General features: G+C 73.7%; 13 protein-coding genes. 11 read left to right on the top strand and 2 right to left on the bottom strand.

Annotation, left to right across the window (positions count from 1 at the left end):
- Positions 1-153 precede the first annotated feature (153 nt).
- From lanKC to AB0J10_RS25715, 4 genes are all read left to right on the top strand, one after another.
- A complete protein-coding gene (lanKC, locus tag AB0J10_RS25730; RefSeq protein ID WP_363064825.1) occupies positions 154-2,874 on the top strand; it encodes a class III lanthionine synthetase LanKC in 2,721 nt (906 codons plus the stop codon).
- Positions 2,875-2,933: 59 nt separating this feature from the next.
- Positions 2,934-3,068 (top strand): SapB/AmfS family lanthipeptide, encoded by a 135-nt coding sequence (locus AB0J10_RS25725; protein WP_093652864.1) that lies wholly within the window; start codon positions 2,934-2,936, stop codon positions 3,066-3,068.
- Between the two features lie 107 nt (positions 3,069-3,175).
- Positions 3,176-5,149, top strand: coding sequence for an ABC transporter ATP-binding protein (locus AB0J10_RS25720; protein WP_363064824.1), 1,974 nt, complete (start codon positions 3,176-3,178; stop codon positions 5,147-5,149).
- Positions 5,146-7,095: an ABC transporter ATP-binding protein gene (locus AB0J10_RS25715; RefSeq protein ID WP_363064823.1), complete on the top strand. Its 1,950-nt coding sequence runs from the start codon at positions 5,146-5,148 to the stop codon at positions 7,093-7,095. Before AB0J10_RS25720 ends, AB0J10_RS25715 begins: the two co-directional genes overlap by 4 nt.
- A gap of 36 nt (positions 7,096-7,131) precedes the next feature.
- Here the strand turns inward: AB0J10_RS25715 and AB0J10_RS25710 are convergent, their stop codons facing one another.
- Both AB0J10_RS25710 and AB0J10_RS25705 read right to left on the bottom strand, forming a co-directional pair.
- A complete protein-coding gene (locus tag AB0J10_RS25710) occupies positions 7,132-7,737 on the bottom strand; it encodes a response regulator transcription factor (RefSeq protein WP_363064822.1) in 606 nt (201 codons plus the stop codon).
- Between the two features lie 408 nt (positions 7,738-8,145).
- Entirely contained in the window at positions 8,146-8,376 is a 231-nt protein-coding gene (locus AB0J10_RS25705) for a hypothetical protein (RefSeq protein ID WP_363064821.1), read from the bottom strand.
- 10 nt (positions 8,377-8,386) lie between these two features.
- On the opposite strand from AB0J10_RS25705, the gene AB0J10_RS25700 reads away from it, so the two are divergent.
- From AB0J10_RS25700 to AB0J10_RS25670, 7 genes are all read left to right on the top strand, one after another.
- A complete protein-coding gene (locus tag AB0J10_RS25700) occupies positions 8,387-8,683 on the top strand; it encodes a hypothetical protein (RefSeq protein ID WP_363064820.1) in 297 nt (98 codons plus the stop codon).
- A 495-nt stretch (positions 8,684-9,178) separates the two neighbouring features.
- Positions 9,179-9,697, top strand: coding sequence for a hypothetical protein (locus AB0J10_RS25695; protein WP_363064819.1), 519 nt, complete (start codon positions 9,179-9,181; stop codon positions 9,695-9,697).
- A 94-nt stretch (positions 9,698-9,791) separates the two neighbouring features.
- Positions 9,792-10,634: a DUF4097 family beta strand repeat-containing protein gene (locus AB0J10_RS25690; protein ID WP_363064818.1), complete on the top strand. Its 843-nt coding sequence runs from the start codon at positions 9,792-9,794 to the stop codon at positions 10,632-10,634.
- An 87-nt stretch (positions 10,635-10,721) separates the two neighbouring features.
- Complete coding sequence (locus tag AB0J10_RS25685) at positions 10,722-11,699, top strand: ATP-binding cassette domain-containing protein (protein ID WP_363064888.1); 978 nt, start codon at positions 10,722-10,724, stop codon at positions 11,697-11,699.
- Positions 11,696-12,487, top strand: coding sequence for an ABC transporter permease (locus AB0J10_RS25680; protein WP_363064817.1), 792 nt, complete (start codon positions 11,696-11,698; stop codon positions 12,485-12,487). Before AB0J10_RS25685 ends, AB0J10_RS25680 begins: the two co-directional genes overlap by 4 nt.
- 1,109 nt (positions 12,488-13,596) lie before the next feature.
- Positions 13,597-14,178 carry a carbonic anhydrase gene (locus AB0J10_RS25675; RefSeq protein WP_363064887.1) on the top strand — a complete coding sequence of 194 codons (582 nt, stop codon included), beginning with the start codon at positions 13,597-13,599 and terminating at the stop codon, positions 14,176-14,178.
- Between the two features lie 8 nt (positions 14,179-14,186).
- Positions 14,187-15,716, top strand: a complete 1,530-nt coding sequence (locus AB0J10_RS25670; RefSeq protein ID WP_363064816.1) for a SulP family inorganic anion transporter — start codon at positions 14,187-14,189, stop codon at positions 15,714-15,716.
- The last annotated feature ends 32 nt before the right edge of the window (positions 15,717-15,748 follow it).

Raw genomic sequence — 15,748 nt, 5'->3', positions numbered from 1 at the left:
TCGGACGCCCCGGACCGGCCGGCTGCCCTGCGCCTTGCCCCCTCTGGCTACTCGTGAGTTCCTCACGGTTCCTTGGTGGCAGTTGTGACTGTCGGGGCCCCTCTGGCCCGTGTCAGTGTTTGGGGCGTCGAAACCGGCCACAGGGGGGACGAGATGAACAAGGGGTACGCCGTCTACTGCGACGCCGACCGGACGTTCTACGACGCCCCCCACCGGCTCGCCGAGGACGGTGAAGGACCGGGCAGGCTGTACGAGGCGGCGCGGCGCGGGGCACCCGCGGGCTGGCAACGGCACCGCAAGGGCGACTGGCTCGCGTACCGTCCGATCGACAGCCACCTGCCCGCGCAGGGCTGGAAGATCCACGTCTCGGCCTGCCTCGACAACGCGGAGAAGGTGCTCGCCCAGGTCTGGGACTACTGCGTGCCCAGGGACATCGCCTTCAAGTTCGTACCGAGCCGGCATCTGCTGCACATCCGCAACGCCAAGTACGCGGACCGGGCGGGGAGCGGCAAGTTCATCACCGTCTACCCCGCCGACGACGCGCAGTGCCGGACCGTCGCCGAGGACCTCGACGCCCTCCTGGCCGGGGAGCCCGGACCGTACATCCTGAGTGATCTGCGCTGGGGAGCCGGGCCCGTCTTCGTGCGGTACGGGAGCTTCACGGAGCGCCACTGCCGCGACGACCAGGGGGAGTTACGGCCCGCCGTCGAGGACGGCTCGGGGCGGCTCGTCCCGGATGTCAGGGGGCCCTCCTTCCACGTGCCGGAGTGGGTCACGCTGCCCGGTTTCCTCCGCCCGCACGCGGCGGCACGGGCGGCCACCACCACCGACGGCATCCCCTACACCGTCGAACGTGCCCTGCACTTCTCCAACGGCGGCGGCGTCTACGTCGGCCGGGACGACCGGACGGGCAGACGGGTCGTGCTCAAGGAGGGCCGGCCGCACGCCGGGCTGGCGGCCGACGGCGCGGACGCGGTGACGCGGCTGGAACGGGAGAAGGACGCGCTGGAGCGCCTGTCCGGGCTCGACTGCACACCGGAGGTGCTGGACTGGTTCACGCTCGGTGACCATCGCTTCCTCGTCCTGGAGCACATCGAGGGCCGGCCGCTCAACAGCTTCTTCGCCCGACGCCATCCACTGATCGAGGAGAACCCGGGCGACCGCGCCCTCACCGCCTACACGGAGTGGGCGCTGCGCATCCACCGGCTGGTGGAGGACGCGGTGGCACGGGTCCACGAGCGGGGAGTGGTCTTCAACGACCTGCACCTGTTCAACATCATGGTCTCCGAGGACGAGTCGTCCGTGGTGCTGCTGGACTTCGAGGCGGCCGCGCCGATCGGTGAGAACCGCCGGCAGGTCATCGCCAACCCCGGTTTCGTGGCTCCCGCGGACCGCAGGGGCGCCGATGTCGACCGGTACGCCCTCGCCTGCCTGCGTCTCGCCCTGTTCCTTCCGCTGACCAGCCTGTTCGCCGTGGACCGGGCGAAGGCGGCCCATCTGGCGGACATCGTGGCCGAGAACTTCCCCGTGGACCGTGCCTTTTTGGACGCGGCCGTCGCGGAGATCACCCGCGGCCTCCCGCCCGCCCCGGGCTCCGGAAGCCCCTCCACGGCGCCGCCCGGGAACCAGGCCGTGACGTCGACCGCGGAACCGGCCGAGGCCCCTCCCGCTGGACCCTCCGCGGAACCGGCCGCGGTGCCCCGCGCGAAACCGGCCGGGACGCACGCGCCGGAATACCTTCCCGTCGAGCCGGGCGACTGGCCGAACAGCCGCGACTCGATGACGGAGGCCATCCGCGCCTCTGCCCGCTTCGGGCGGGAGGACCGCTGTCTGCCCGGGGACATAGCCCAGTTCGCCGGTCCCCTGGGCGGCGCCTGCTTCGCCCATGGCACGGCCGGAGTGCTGTACGCGCTGGCCGAGACCGGCTGCGGAGCCTGGCCCGAGGCCGAGGAGTGGCTGCTGCGCACCGTGCGCCGCCCGGCGTCCGGCACCCCTCTCGGCTTCTACGACGGGCTCACCGGCATCGCCTGGACGCTGGACCGCCTCGGGCACCGGGCGGCGGCCATGGACCTGGTGGACCTCGTCCTCGCCGAGGACTGGACGGCCATGGGGCCGGATCTGCACAGCGGTCTCGCGGGTATCGGCCTCGCTCTCGACGCGCTCGCCGAGTCCACCGGCGAGAGTTCGCTGCGGGACGCCGCGCTCCGCTGCGGCCGGCTCGTCGCCCGTGCCGCGGCGGCGGACGACCCCCGGCCCGCCCGGCACCGGGCCGGGCTGCTCCACGGCGCCTCCGGCCCGGCCCTGCTGCATCTTCGCCTGTACGAACGGACCGGCGATCGGGCCCTGCTCGGCCTCGCCGCCGATGCGTTGCATCGCGATCTGGACCGCTGCGTCCACGGCGCGGGCGGAGCGCTCCAGGTCGACGAGGGCTGGCGCACCATGCCCTATCTCGGTGCGGGCAGCGCGGGCATCGGCATGGTGCTCGACGACTGGCTCGTGCACGGCGACGACGACCGCTTCACCCGGGCGCGGCAGGAGATCGTACGAGCCGCGCAGGCGAAGTTCTACGCGCAGCCCGGCCTCTTCCGGGGCGCCGCCGGCATGGTGCTTCACCTGAGCCGGACGGCCGCGTCCGGGCCCGGCACCTCACGGGCCGACCTGGCTCGGCAGATCGGTGTCCTGTCCTGGCACGCCCTGCCGTACGAGGGCCGTCTCGCCTTCCCCGGCGAGCAGATGATGCGGCTCTCCATGGATCTCGCCACGGGAACGGCGGGCTGTCTGCTGGCCCTCGGCGCCGCGCTGGACGACGCCCCGGTGCAACTGCCCTTCCTTCCGCCCGTTCCGCCCGGCCGTGCGAACGGCCCCCAGAGCTGACCTCCGGTCATCGGAGGTCATGGCAAGGCACATTCCGTCCCCAAGAGAGGAAAACCATCATGTCGCTTCTCGACCTGCAGAGCATGGAGACCCCCAAGGACGAGCTCACGGACGAGATCGCCACCGGCGGCGGCAGCCGCGCGAGCCTGCTGCTCTGCGGCGACAGCAGCCTGAGCGTCACCACCTGCAACTGACCCGGTCGTCGCGCGGGCAGTCCGTGCGACGCCGGTGACACAGTCCGAACGGTCCCGGGCGGTTCCTTCGCCCGGGACCTTCCGGCTCGGACGACGAGGGAGCGCCCATGACCACCCAACGTCCGGCGGCCGTGGCCGGTGAACGCACCCGTGGCGTCGACGGGCCGTCCGGGTCCGGCGACGCCGCCCGCTCGCTGCTGACCGGCGCGGTCCGGGCATCCGCCGGACGGACCGCGGCGCTCGTCGTGACGGGCCTGCTCTCGGCGGGCGCCGCCATCGCCCTGCCCGCCCTGCTGGGCCGCTCACTGGACCTCGTCCTCGCCGGCGCGGCGGAGGCCGGACCGTGGCTGGCGCTCTGCGCGGCACTCGTCGTCGCGGACATCCTGTGCGACGCCGCCTCCGCGTACCTCACCGGCACGCTCACCGCGGTCTCCGCCGCGCGCATCCGCCGCCGTGCCCTGGGCCGGGTGCTCGCCGCCGGGCCCAGGGCGGCCGGGCGGTTCACCGGCGGGGACCTCGTGACCCGGCTGACGGCGAACGCGACGGAGGCCGCCGCGGCACCCGCGACCGCCGCGGCCGCCGTACCGGCCCTGGTACTGCCGTTCGGCGCACTGATCGCGCTCGCCGTGACCGATCTGTGGACGGGTGCCGTCTTCGTGGCGGGAGCCCCGCTGCTGCTGCTGCTCGTCCGCGCGTTCACCCGCGAGACCTCCGCCGGGGTGGCCGAGTACCAGCGGGTCCAGGGGAACATCGCCGCCCGTCTGGTCGAGGCACTCTCCGGAGCCCGCACCGTCGCCGCCGCCGGCACATGGGAGCGGGAACGCGCGCGCATACTGGCCCCACTGCCGGAACTCGCCGCCAGGGGGCGGCACATGTGGCATGTCTACGGCCGCGCCGTCGCCCGCGGCGCGGTGCTGCTGCCCTTGCTGGAGACCGGAGTGCTCGCGGTCGGCGGGCTGCGCGTGGCGGCAGGGGACATGAGCGTCGGCGAACTGCTGGCGGCACTCCGCTACGCGGCCCTGGCCGCGGGCGTCGGTGCCGTCGTCGGGCAGCTGTCGGGCCTGCTGCGCGGCCGGGCCGCGGCGCGGCGCACCGCCGAGGCAATGGCCGCACCCGTCGTCGCGTACGGAACACGGGGGCTTCCCGCCGACGGTCCGGGTCGGCTGGAGTTCCGCGATGTCTCGGTGGTGCGCGACGGCCGGACCGTGCTGAGGGGCGTCGACCTGGTCGTGCCGGGTGGTGCCACACTGGCCCTGGTGGGCCGGTCGGGCTCGGGCAAGACGGCCCTGGCCCGGCTTCCCGGACGTCTGGACGACCCGGACACCGGCACCGTCTTCCTGGACGGCGTCCCCGTGGCGGAGGTCGAACGCGAAGTCCTGCGCCGGGAGGTGGCGTACGCGTTCGAGCGGCCCGCCTTGTTCGGCACGACCGTCCGGGAGGCCATCGCCTTCGGACCCGGCGAACCGCCCGCGTCCGAGGTCGTCGCCGCCGCCCGGGCGGCGGGCGCGGACGCCTTCGTGCACCGGCTGCCGGACGGCTACGCCACACCGCTGACCCGTGCCCCGCTCTCCGGCGGCGAGGCTCAAAGACTCGGTCTCGCAAGGGCCTTCGCCCATGCCGGACGACTACTCGTCCTCGACGACGCCACGTCGAGCCTGGACAGCGTCACCGAACGCCAGGTAGCGCGGGCCCTGTTGCACCAGGTGCGGCCCGGCACCCGTCTCGTCGTCGCCCACCGGGTCTCGTCGGCGGCGCGGGCCGACCTCGTCGCATGGCTCGACGGCGGCCGCGTCAGGGCGGTCGGTCCGCATGCCGCGCTGTGGGCGCTGCCCGAGTACCGTGCCGTGTTCGCCGCACCCGGCGAAGCGCCGGACCAACTGCCCGCCACCGCGGGGGCGGACGAGGCAGGAGCGGACGACGCGCCGGGCGGCGCGTGCCCCGGCGACGGCACCTCGCGCGACGGTCGCACGACGCCGAACCACTCTCCCGAGAACCGCACGACGCCGAACGACCGGCCGGAAGGACCTGAACCGGTGAGCACGCCGGCGGAGGGCCACGAGCAGACGGGCGGGACGTCATGACGGCCGCGGGGCGGGAGCGGACGGCCGCGGGAGCGGCGCCGTCGGCGACGGGCGGTGCGATCCGGCCCGGTGCGGGGGGCACGGGACCGGACGACGGCGCCGCCGCGCACCCGCCGACCGGTCCCGTGCGGGGGGCGCTGCACAGGACACTGCGGCAGGCCGTCCCGTTCCTCGCCCGGCGGCGCGGCGTCCTCCTGCGCCTCGGCGGCTGGTCGCTGCTGGAGTCCGCGCAGACCTTCCTCGGCGGGTACGCCGTGGCGGCGGCGCTGGACCGCGGGTTCCTCGCCGGGCGTCCGGGCGTGGGGCTCGTCTGGCTGGCGGTGGCCGCAGCCGCGGTCGTCGCCGGGGGAGCCGCCACGGAACGCGTGTTCCGCCGTCTCGCCGACCTCGTGGAGCCGTTGCGCGACGGCCTCGTCCGCCGGGTCGTCTCCTCGGCCCTGTCCGCCGCGGTCGCCGGGTGGCGGAGTCCCACCGGCCATGCGGCCGTCTCACGGCTCACCCATCAGACGGAGGCGGCACGGGACGGTTTCGCCGGGCTGGTGATGGTGACCAGGTCCTTCGTCTTCACGGCCGCGGGCGTCGTGGCGGGCCTCGCGGCACTGGCGCCCGCGCTGCTGGTGGTCGTGCTGCCGCCGCTGGCAGCCGGGCTCGTGCTCTTCACCGCGGCGCTGCGTCCGATGGCGGCCCGGCAGCGGGACTTCCTGCGCACCGACGAGGAGCTCGCCGCCCGGCTCGGTTCCGACGTCGCCGGGCTCCGGGACGTCGTCGCCTGCGGTGCGGAGGCCCGCACCGAGGATGCGGCCGGCTCGCTGATCGACGCGCAGACCCGGGCCGCGGGGGCGCTCGCCCGGTGGGCCGCAGTGCGGACCCTCGCACTCGGGCTGGCCGGGCAGGCGCCCGTCGTCCTGCTCCTGGCCACCGCGCCCTGGCTGCTGGACCGGGGGGTCACGGCCGGGGAGCTGCTCGGCGCTCTCACCTACCTGACGCAGGCGCTGCTGCCGGCCCTGAACACCCTGATGACCGGCCTGGGCGCGGCCGGCACCCGGCTGCTGGTGATCCTCGACCGGCTCACCGGCCCCGGCGAGCCCCCTGCACCGGGCTCGACGTCCGCCGGGGCCGCCGAGGGCCGGGCGGCGTCCTGTGCGCCCTCGCGCGCGAGGGCGCACGGCGCGGTCGCGGTCCCCGGGCATCCGGCTCCGCCGGTGAGACCGCCAGGGGAGTCCGGGGGCACGGCACCGCGCCTGGAACTCCGGTCCCTCTCCTTCTCCTACGGCCCCGGTGCGATGCCCGTGATCGACGGTCTCGATCTGCTGGTGGAGCCGGGTGAGCACCTCGCCGTCGTCGGCCCGAGCGGTATCGGCAAGTCCACTCTCTTCGGGCTGGTCGCCGGGCTGCTGGAACCGGACCGCGGGCAGCTGCTGATCGGCGGCAGGCCCGTGCACCGTCCGGACCGGGACGTGTTCGCGGCCGGGCGGGTGCTGATCCCGCAGGAGGCCTACGTGTTCGGGGGCAGCCTGCGGGACAATCTGCTGTACCTGTGCCCCGACGGGGCGCCGACGGCCTCCGTGGAGGCCGCGGTACGCGCCGTCGGACTCGACCGCGTGGCACACGGGCCGGGCGCTCTGGACGCCCGGATCGATCCCGCGGCCCTGTCGGAGGGTGAACGCCAACTGGTCGCCCTGGCGCGGGCGTACCTCGCCCCCGCGCGCCTCGTCCTGCTGGACGAGGCGACCTGCCATCTGGACCCGGCGGCCGAGGCCCGTGCCGAACGTGCCTTCGCCGACCGGCCGGGAACGCTGCTGGTGATCGCCCACCGGCTCTCGTCGGCACGTCGCGCGGACCGCGTCCTGGTTCTCGACGGGGTGACGGCGACGGCCGGGCGCCACGAGGAACTGCTCGAACGCTCCGAGACGTATCGCGATCTGGTGGGGCACTGGCAGGCATGAGCGGCGGTGCCGCCCCGCCGGCCCGGTCGGCGACGCTCAGACCCAGCCGGCGTGCTGGGATATCCGTATGGCGTCGACCCGGTTGCGGGCTCCGGTCTTGCGGGTGATCGCGGACATGTAGTTGCGTACGGTCCCGTGGGACAGGTGCAGAGCGCGCGCGATCTCGGCGATCGTCGCGCCTTCCGCGGCCATGCGCAGGACGCTGAGTTCACGCGACGTCAGGGGCATCTCCGCAGCCTGGAGGAAGCCGAAGGCGAGCGACTCGTCGACGAACCGCTCGCCCGCTGCCACCTGCCTGATGCCGTCGAGTAATCGCTGCGGGCCCGCGTCCTTGCTGACGTACCCGAGGGCTCCGGCGTCGAAGGCGCGGCGCAGCAGACCGGGTCTGGTGCCGGTGGCGAGCACGAGGAGCGCCGCGGCCGACCCGGTCGCACGCCGGGCCAGGCCGATCAGGCTGCCCAGCATCGCCGCGCCCGGGCACTCGACGTCCACGATGCACACGTGCGGCCGCAGGGAACGGACCTGCCCGACGGCCGCCCGCCACGACGACTCGCTCACCTCCAGGTCGTGCTCCCGCCCGAGCAACGCCGTAAGCGCTGACCGCATCAGACAGCTGTCGTGCACCAGCAGTACCCGAATCACGGCTCGCCCCCCCCTCAACCGCCCTGCCGCGCAACGTGATCGGCCGGACACCAACGGTCAGTACGTACAGCCGGTGCCCCCGCATCGGATGAGTAGTCGCGCCCGGGGAGGCATAGGAGCGCTCCCCACAAGCGGAGTGCGCCCCTTACGCTCCGGAGCACGAAAAGGGCGCACGGAGGCGTGCACGGCGCACGACGCTATGACTGCGCGCGGGGGCAGGATGAGGGGTCCGGACGTCGACCGCGCGTCAGTGGAACCCGCTGTCGGTACCCGCTGACGTGGGACGCGGCGGCTCGACGCTTGTTCCGCCACGTGGCCGAGCGCATCGCCTCCGCGTCGCCCCCGGGAGGGCGACCGCTCGGACCGTGCCGACGGTGCACTTCGCGCGGCGCTCCTCCCGCTCCGCCTCTACCGCTCCTCGACCGGGTCGCCCGGCTGCCAGACGGCATCGCTCCACTGCGGCGTGGGCTCGGGCCGCGGCGGGGCCGGCGGCGGGTCGGTACCGCGGTTGGGGTTCTGCGGGACGTTCCGCTGCTCGCCCTGGGAGTCGTCCCGCTGTCCGCCCGACCCAGGACGTGACGTCTGCCCGCCGCCCGCCCCGGGCCGCTTCGCCGCCCGGCTGGGGGCGGTCGAACGCACGGGCGCCGCCGTGCGCGACGTGGAGGCGCTCGGGGACGCCGCCGAGGGGGACGGGGAAGCGGCCGGACTCACGGTCGCGGCTGCCGTCGAGGGCGAGGGCGACGGCGAGCCGGTGTCGGCCGGGGACACCGCGGCGCCGTCCGCACCAGCGCAGGCGGTGGCACCCAGAACGAGCGCCACCAGACACACGGCGCTCAACGGCGCCCGCGATCGGGCGGGCTGCCCGCCGGTGACCGCGGGAGTGCGGCCGACGGACGAGGGCCGGGGTGCGGAAGGACGACTCATCTGCAGCGACCTCTGGGGGTGAGGGGGACGGGTGGCCCGCGCAGGACGCGGCGGGAGTTGGACCGGAAGGCGGTGCGCAGGGTTGCCCGCCGGAAGATCACAGAACGGGAACCGTCCGGGCGGCGGGTGCCCGCCGGGCGGCCCATCCGCACCCTTGCGTCCCGGTGAGCGCGTCCGCGGCCCGGGATCCTGGGCGCAGCCGCCAGCCACCCGGCGTCCCGCACCCACGACGCGGATCTGCCGGGCGTTGCAGGGCGGGTTCCGCTGCGCTCGGAGGACCGGACCCCACTGCTCTCCATGGCACCACCCCGCGCCAGATGGCGCTAGAACGGCACTATGTGGCACCAAACGATGCCACCCCACCACCGGCAGCCCTGCAAAAGCAGATACGTCGCCACACGGAGCCCGACCCTCCGGCACGCCTTTCCGCAGCTCAAGGCAGCAGCGCCAGCAACCCCACCCCCACATGGCACCACCGGGCTTGCGCACTGAGCCAAAGTGGTGCCATTATTGCGCCATGGACCTCACCCCCTATGTCGACAACCTCCGCCGCGAACTCGCGGTGGCCGCCGAAGCCGGCGGCGACGAAGCACGCGAGCTGGCCGGGAGACTCACCGCCCCTCTGGAGTCGGCGACCCGGCTGACCCTGCTCAAGGTGCTCTCCGCCGCGATGGACGAGATCACCCGCGAGCTCGCCCCCGGCTCCGTCGACGTACGGCTGCGCGGGCTCGACCCCGAGTTCGTGGTGATGTCGCCCCCCACCGACGGCGGGGTCCCGGCGGAGCCGGACGCACCTGCCGAGACCTTCACACCCCCGGCACCGGCCGACGGCGACGAGGGCGGCACCGCCCGCGTCAATCTGCGCCTGCCGGCCCACCTCAAGGCCCGCGCCGAGGAGGCCGCGAACCGCGAGGGGCTCTCGGTCAACGCGTGGCTGGTGCGCGCCGTGGCGGCCGCGGTCGACAGCGGCAACCGGCCGCGTGCGACCGGAAGGACCCAGACCGTCGGACAGAGCTTCACGGGCTGGGTGCGCTGACGCGCGCCCGCCTCACCACTTCACCCGCACCACTTCACCCACACCACGTCCCACCAGCTGGGACGTCCTGGAGACCCAAGAGGACGGGACAACCATGCCTTCTTTCGCCACTCCCGACACGATCTCGGCCACGGCCCACGTGGACGCCGGTTCCATCCGGTTCACCGCGGCCGACCGCCTCGACACCGTCGTCGAGGTGCGGCCGCGTGACCCGAAGCGGGACCAGGACGTAAGGACGGCCGACCAGACCGAGGTCGTGTACGCGAGCGGCGAACTGACCGTCAGGACGCCCAAGCCCAATCTGTTCGGCCGCACCGGGACCGTCGACGTGACGGTCGAACTGCCCGAGGGATCGCGCCTCGATGTGACCGGCGCCTGGGTCCAGGTGCTCGGCGAGGGCCGGCTCGGCGATGTCCGGGTGAAGACCTCGTCCGGTGACGTCCGCCTCGATACGACCGGCCCGCTGAAGCTGACCGCGTCGCACGGCTCGATCACCGTTGACCGGGTCGAGGGCGCGGCGGAGATCACCACCAGCTCCGGCAGTCTGCGGGTAGGGCTCGTCGACGGCCCCGCGGTGCTGAAGAACTCGCACGGCAACACGACCGTCGGGGCCGTGACCGGCGAGCTGCGGGTGCGGGGCGCCAACGGCGACATCGAGGTCCGGCGCGCCGGGGACTCGGTGACCGCGACCACCGCCCACGGCGCGCTGCGCGTGGGGGAAGTGGCTCGCGGAACCGTCCAGTTGGAGACCGCCCACGGCGCCATCGAGGTCGGCGTCCGCGAGGGCACGGCCGCCTGGCTGGATGTCAGCTCCAGGTCCGGCCAGGTGCGCAACACGCTCTCCGCGTCCGAGGCCCCGGAGCAGACCGAGGGCAGCGTCGAGGTCCGTGCCCGCACCCGGCACGGCAACATCGACATCCGGCACGCCACGTCCTGACATCCGAGGAACGGCCCGACACACCGACGCACCGACGTCCCCTGACACTCCAGCCTTCGAACGGAGGGCCCCGTGCCTTCATCTGTCATGCCCACATCCAGCCAGGACCCTTCGCCCACCGCCGTCTCCGCCGTCGGCCTGCGCAAGTCCTACGGTGACAAGACCGTCCTCGACGGCATCGACCTGCGCATCCCGGCCGGGTCCGTGTTCGCGCTGCTCGGCCCGAACGGCGCCGGAAAGACCACCACCGTGAAGATCCTCTCCACGCTCGTCACGGCCGACGGCGGGCAGGCCCGGGTCGCGGGCCACGACCTCGCCGGCGACCCGCAGTCCGTGCGCGCCGCCATCGGCGTCACCGGGCAGTTCTCCGCGGTCGACGGGCTGATCACCGGAGAGGAGAACATGCTCCTCATGGCGGACCTGCACCACCTCCCCAGGCACGAGGGGCGGCGGGTCACCGCCGAGCTGCTGGAGCGCTTCGACCTCACCGAGGCCGCGACGAAGCCCGCCTCCACCTACTCCGGCGGCATGAGGCGCCGCCTCGACATCGCCATGACCCTGGTCGGCGACCCTCGGATCATCTTCCTCGACGAGCCGACCACCGGTCTCGACCCGCGCTCCCGGCACAACATGTGGAAGATCATCCGCGAGCTCGTCTCCGACGGGGTCACCGTCTTCCTCACCACCCAGTACCTGCAGGAGGCCGACGAGCTCGCCGACCGCATCGCCGTGCTCAACGACGGCAGGATCGCCGCGGAGGGCACCGCGGAGGAGCTGAAGCGGATCGTCCCCGGCGGACACGTCCGGCTCCGCTTCACCGACCCCCTGGCGTACCGGAGCGCCGCGTCCGCACTGCACGAGGCCGCCCCCGACGAGGAGTCCCTCACCCTGCGGCTCCCCAGCGACGGCAGCCAGCGCGAACTGCGCGCCGTCCTCGACCGACTGGACGCGGCCGGTGTCGAGGCCGACGAACTGACCGTGCGCACACCCGACCTCGACGACGTCTTCTTCGCCCTCACCGCAGGCGCCGAAGTCCCCCGCCAGAACGAGGAGACCCTCCGATGAACTCCCTGCCCCTCGCCCTGCGCGACTCCACCACGATGTTGCGCCGCAACCTCCTGCACGCCCGACGCTACCCGTCCCTCACCCTGAATCTGCTGCTCACGCCGGTCATGCTGCTGCTGCTCTTCGTCTACGTCTTCGGCGATGCGATGAGCGCGGGCATCGGCGGTGACGGTGCGGACCGCTCGGACTACATCGCCTACGTCGTCCCCGGCATCCTGCTGCTGACGATCGGCGGCACCACGATCGGCAGCGCGGTGTCCGTCTCCAACGACATGACCGAGGGCATCATCGCCCGGTTCCGCACGATGGCGATCCACCGCGCATCGGTGCTCGTCGGGCACGTCGTCGGCAGCGTGCTGCAGTGCGTGACGAGCGTGGTCCTCGTCGGGGCCGTCGCCGTGGCCATCGGCTTCCGCGCGGTGGACACCACGGCCCTGGAGTGGGTCCTGGCCGTGGGGCTGTTGGCGCTCGTCTCCCTGGCACTCACCTGGATCGCGGTCGGGATGGGCCTGTCGAGCCCCAACGCCGAGGCGGCCGGCAACAACGCCGTGCCGTTGATGGTCCTGCCGCTGCTCTCCAGCGCGTTCGTGCCGGTGGAGACGATGCCGGGCTGGTTCCGGCCGTTCGCCGAATACCAGCCCTTCACCCCCGCCATCGAGACCCTGCGCGGTCTGCTGCTCGGCACCGGGATCGGGCACAACGGATGGCTCGCCGTCACCTGGTGCCTGGGCCTGGCCGTGCTCGGCCACTTCTGGTCCACGTCCCTGTTCGGCCGCGACCCGAAGTAGCGCGGGCAGAGCCGGTCCCGAGCCCGACAGCCGTGGCCGCGGCCCTCCCGCGGCCGTTCCGCGACCAAGGCGGCGTACCCCGGCACCGCGTCGGCGTACGCCGCCCCGTCGGCGTTCCCGCAGCGCCCCTCGGCGTACCCCACCGCCCCGGGCCGGTGCGGGAGGACGCCCCCGGCCGTGCCGCGGAGCCGGTGGCGCTGCGCGTGGACGGCGCACCGGAGCGGGCCGGCGCGCCCTGCCGAGCGCGACGCGGGCGCCGCCACCCGGACGGGGCCGGCGGCCCGGCGGAGCAGCCGCCCTTCGCGCCCGCCGCATCACTTCCAGGTGCAACCATCGAACACCTCGGGGGCGCACGGAGCCATCGCGCACGCCCCTGGCATGCAGTGAAAGCTCCAGGCCAACAGCCTTTTCCCGACAGCCGAACGACCTTTTTCGGGCGCTCTCCGTTCCGCAACCCCGAGTTAACACTGCAAACAACTTCCCCTGGATACCGTATGCCTTGACCAGTTGTTGACCTGTCTTTTGGCCTGCCATTGGGCTGGACGCGCACGGACGAAGGGGGCGCATGAGCACACGTATGACGACCCGGACCGCGGGCTCGGCCATCGTCGTCGCCCTGCTCGTCCTGTTCGCGCCGGGTTTCCCCCTGGTCCTGCCGGCATCCCTCACCCCCCACCCTCCGCAGTCGCCGCCCCAGGCCCGGTCGATGACGGAGCATCAGCCGGCCGTCCGCGCCGAGGCCGACGCCGGCGGGCCCCTGCCCCGGCCTCCGACAGGACGACGCGCCCCGCCTGTGACGACGGCACCCCGTCCGGACGGCCGGGAGACCCCTCGCCCACCCGCGACCGCCACCGCGTCGCCGCGGGCGACTCGGCGCGCCGGGGTCCGGCACCACCACCTGGAGGTGCCGTCCGCGCGACCGGCTCGGGGGCGGGCGGCGGCAGCGCCGCGGGCACTTCGTCCAGACGCGGGAGACGCCCGACCGCCCACGCCCCCGCGGTCCTTCAGGTCTTCCGCTGCTGACAGCGGCCGAGTCCGGCACCACCCTGTCCTGACCGTCCGACGCGCCACCCCCACGGCGCGCCAGGAGGAGTACCGCCATGCAGCCCATGCAGCCCCTCATCGACAACGCCCGCACGTTCGGACAGCGCCCTGAGGAGTTCGCCGAGCTCGGCCGGGGCCAGTCCCCCCAGGTCCTGTTCATCACCTGTTCCGACTCCCGGGTCGTCCCGGCCCTGATCACCGGGGCGCGTCCGGGCGATCTCTTCGAGCTGCGCACCGCGGGCAACATCGTGCCCCCGTACGGCTCCGCCCACCCCGCGAGCGAGACCGCCACCATCGAGTACGCCGTGGAGGTCCTCGGCGTCCGTGACATCGTGGTCTGCGGCCACTCGCACTGCGGCGCCGTCGGCGCCCTGGTGCGCGGCGACGACCTCGACGGCGTGCCCGCCGTACGTGACTGGCTCGCCCACGCGGCCGGCGCACCGGACACCGCCGACCCCGGCGACCCGTGTGTGGAACGCGCGGTCACCCACCACGTCCTGTCCCAGCTGCTGCGCCTGCGTTCCTACCCGTGCGTGGAGAAGCGTCTGGCCGACGGCACCCTGACTCTCCACGGCTGGTACTACGAGGTCCACACCGGTGCCGTGCGCGAACACCGCCCGGAATCCGACGCGTTCGAGGCGCTGTGAGGCCGGTCGTGAGCACGGGCACGAGCGCCGGAACGGACGCCGCACCGGCCCGCGAGCGCAAGTATCCATATCTGAGGCATGACTTCGCCGCCTCACTGGTGGTCTTCCTGGTCGCCCTGCCGCTGTGCGTCTGTGTCGCCGTCGCCTCCGGTGTCCCGGCCGAACTCGGCCTGGTCACGGGCATCGTGGGCGGTCTGGTGACCGGCCTCATGAGGGGCAGCAGCCTCCAGGTGTCCGGCCCGGCAGCGGGCCTGACCGTCCTCGTCCTCGAGGCGGTCCAGGAGTTCGGCCTCCCCGCCCTCGGCGTCGTCGTCCTGGTCACCGGTGTGCTCCAGATGCTCATGGGCGCCCTGAAGCTGGGCCGCTGCTTCCGCGCGATCTCCCTCTCCGTGGTCGAGGGCATGCTCGCCGGGATCGGCCTGGTACTGATCGCCGGGCAGATGTACTCCGTCATCGGCGCCGAGGCTCCTGGCTCCGGCATCGGCAAGCTCGCCGGCCTGCCCTCGGCCCTCGCCGGGGTCGCCCAGGACGGCAGGGCGGCGGTCTCCCTCGGCATCGGCGCCGGCACCGTCGCCGTCCTGGTGCTGTGGCGGCGGATGCCACGGCCGGTGCGCAGGGTGCCCGGCCCGCTCGCCGCCGTCGGACTGGCGGCCCTCGTCACCCTGCTGCCCGGCGTCGACGTGACCACCGTCGAGGTCAAGGGCCTCCTCGACGCCGTCCAGCCGCCGCCGCTGGGTGAATTCGGGAGTCTCGGCACCCTCGCCCTGCTCGGCACGGTCGCCGCGTTCACCCTGATCGCGTCCGCCGAGTCCCTGTTCAGCGCGGCGGCCGTGGACCGCATGCACGACGGCCCACGCACCGCGTACGACAGGGAGCTCGTCGCCCAGGGTGCGGGCAACGCCGTGTGCGGCGTCCTCGGCGCCCTGCCCATGACCGCGGTGATCGTGCGCAGCGCGGCCAACGTCCGGTCGGGCGCGCGCACCAAGGCGTCGCGTGTCCTGCACGGTGTGTGGCTGCTGCTCTTCGCCGCGCTCCTGCCGGACGTCCTCGCCTGCATCCCGATCCCCGCTCTCGCGGGGGCCCTGGTCCATGCCGGTGCCAAGCTCGTCCCCGTTCGCGCACTCGCCGGGCTCTGGCGGGAGAATCGCGGCGAGGCCCTCGTCCTCGTCGTCACCGCCACGGCGATCGTCGCCGTCAGCATGTTCGAGGGTGTACTCATCGGCCTGGCCCTGTCGGTCGTCAAGACGGCCTGGGAGACCTCCCACGTCAGGCTGGAGGTCGTCGACAAGGGCGCCGGCCCCGTCCAGGCGTACCTCTCCGGCAACGCGACCTTCCTGCGGCTGCCGAAGATACTCGACAACCTGGAGGCCCTCCCCCGGGACCGGCCCGTCGAACTCGACGTCTCCGGCCTCCACCACCTCGACCACGCCTGCCGTTCCGCGCTGGAGAACTGGAGGCAACGGCACACCGGGACCGGCACCCCACCGGTCAGGGTCACCACGGGTACGGGCGAGGAACTCGTCAGGTCCGGCGTCTGACGCACTGTCCGAACGCGCAACGCACGCCGGAG

The organism is Streptomyces sp. NPDC049887, from assembly GCF_040656535.1.
GTDB lineage: Bacteria > Actinomycetota > Actinomycetes > Streptomycetales > Streptomycetaceae > Streptomyces.
This window is presented reverse-complemented; position numbering and strand designations above follow the sequence as displayed.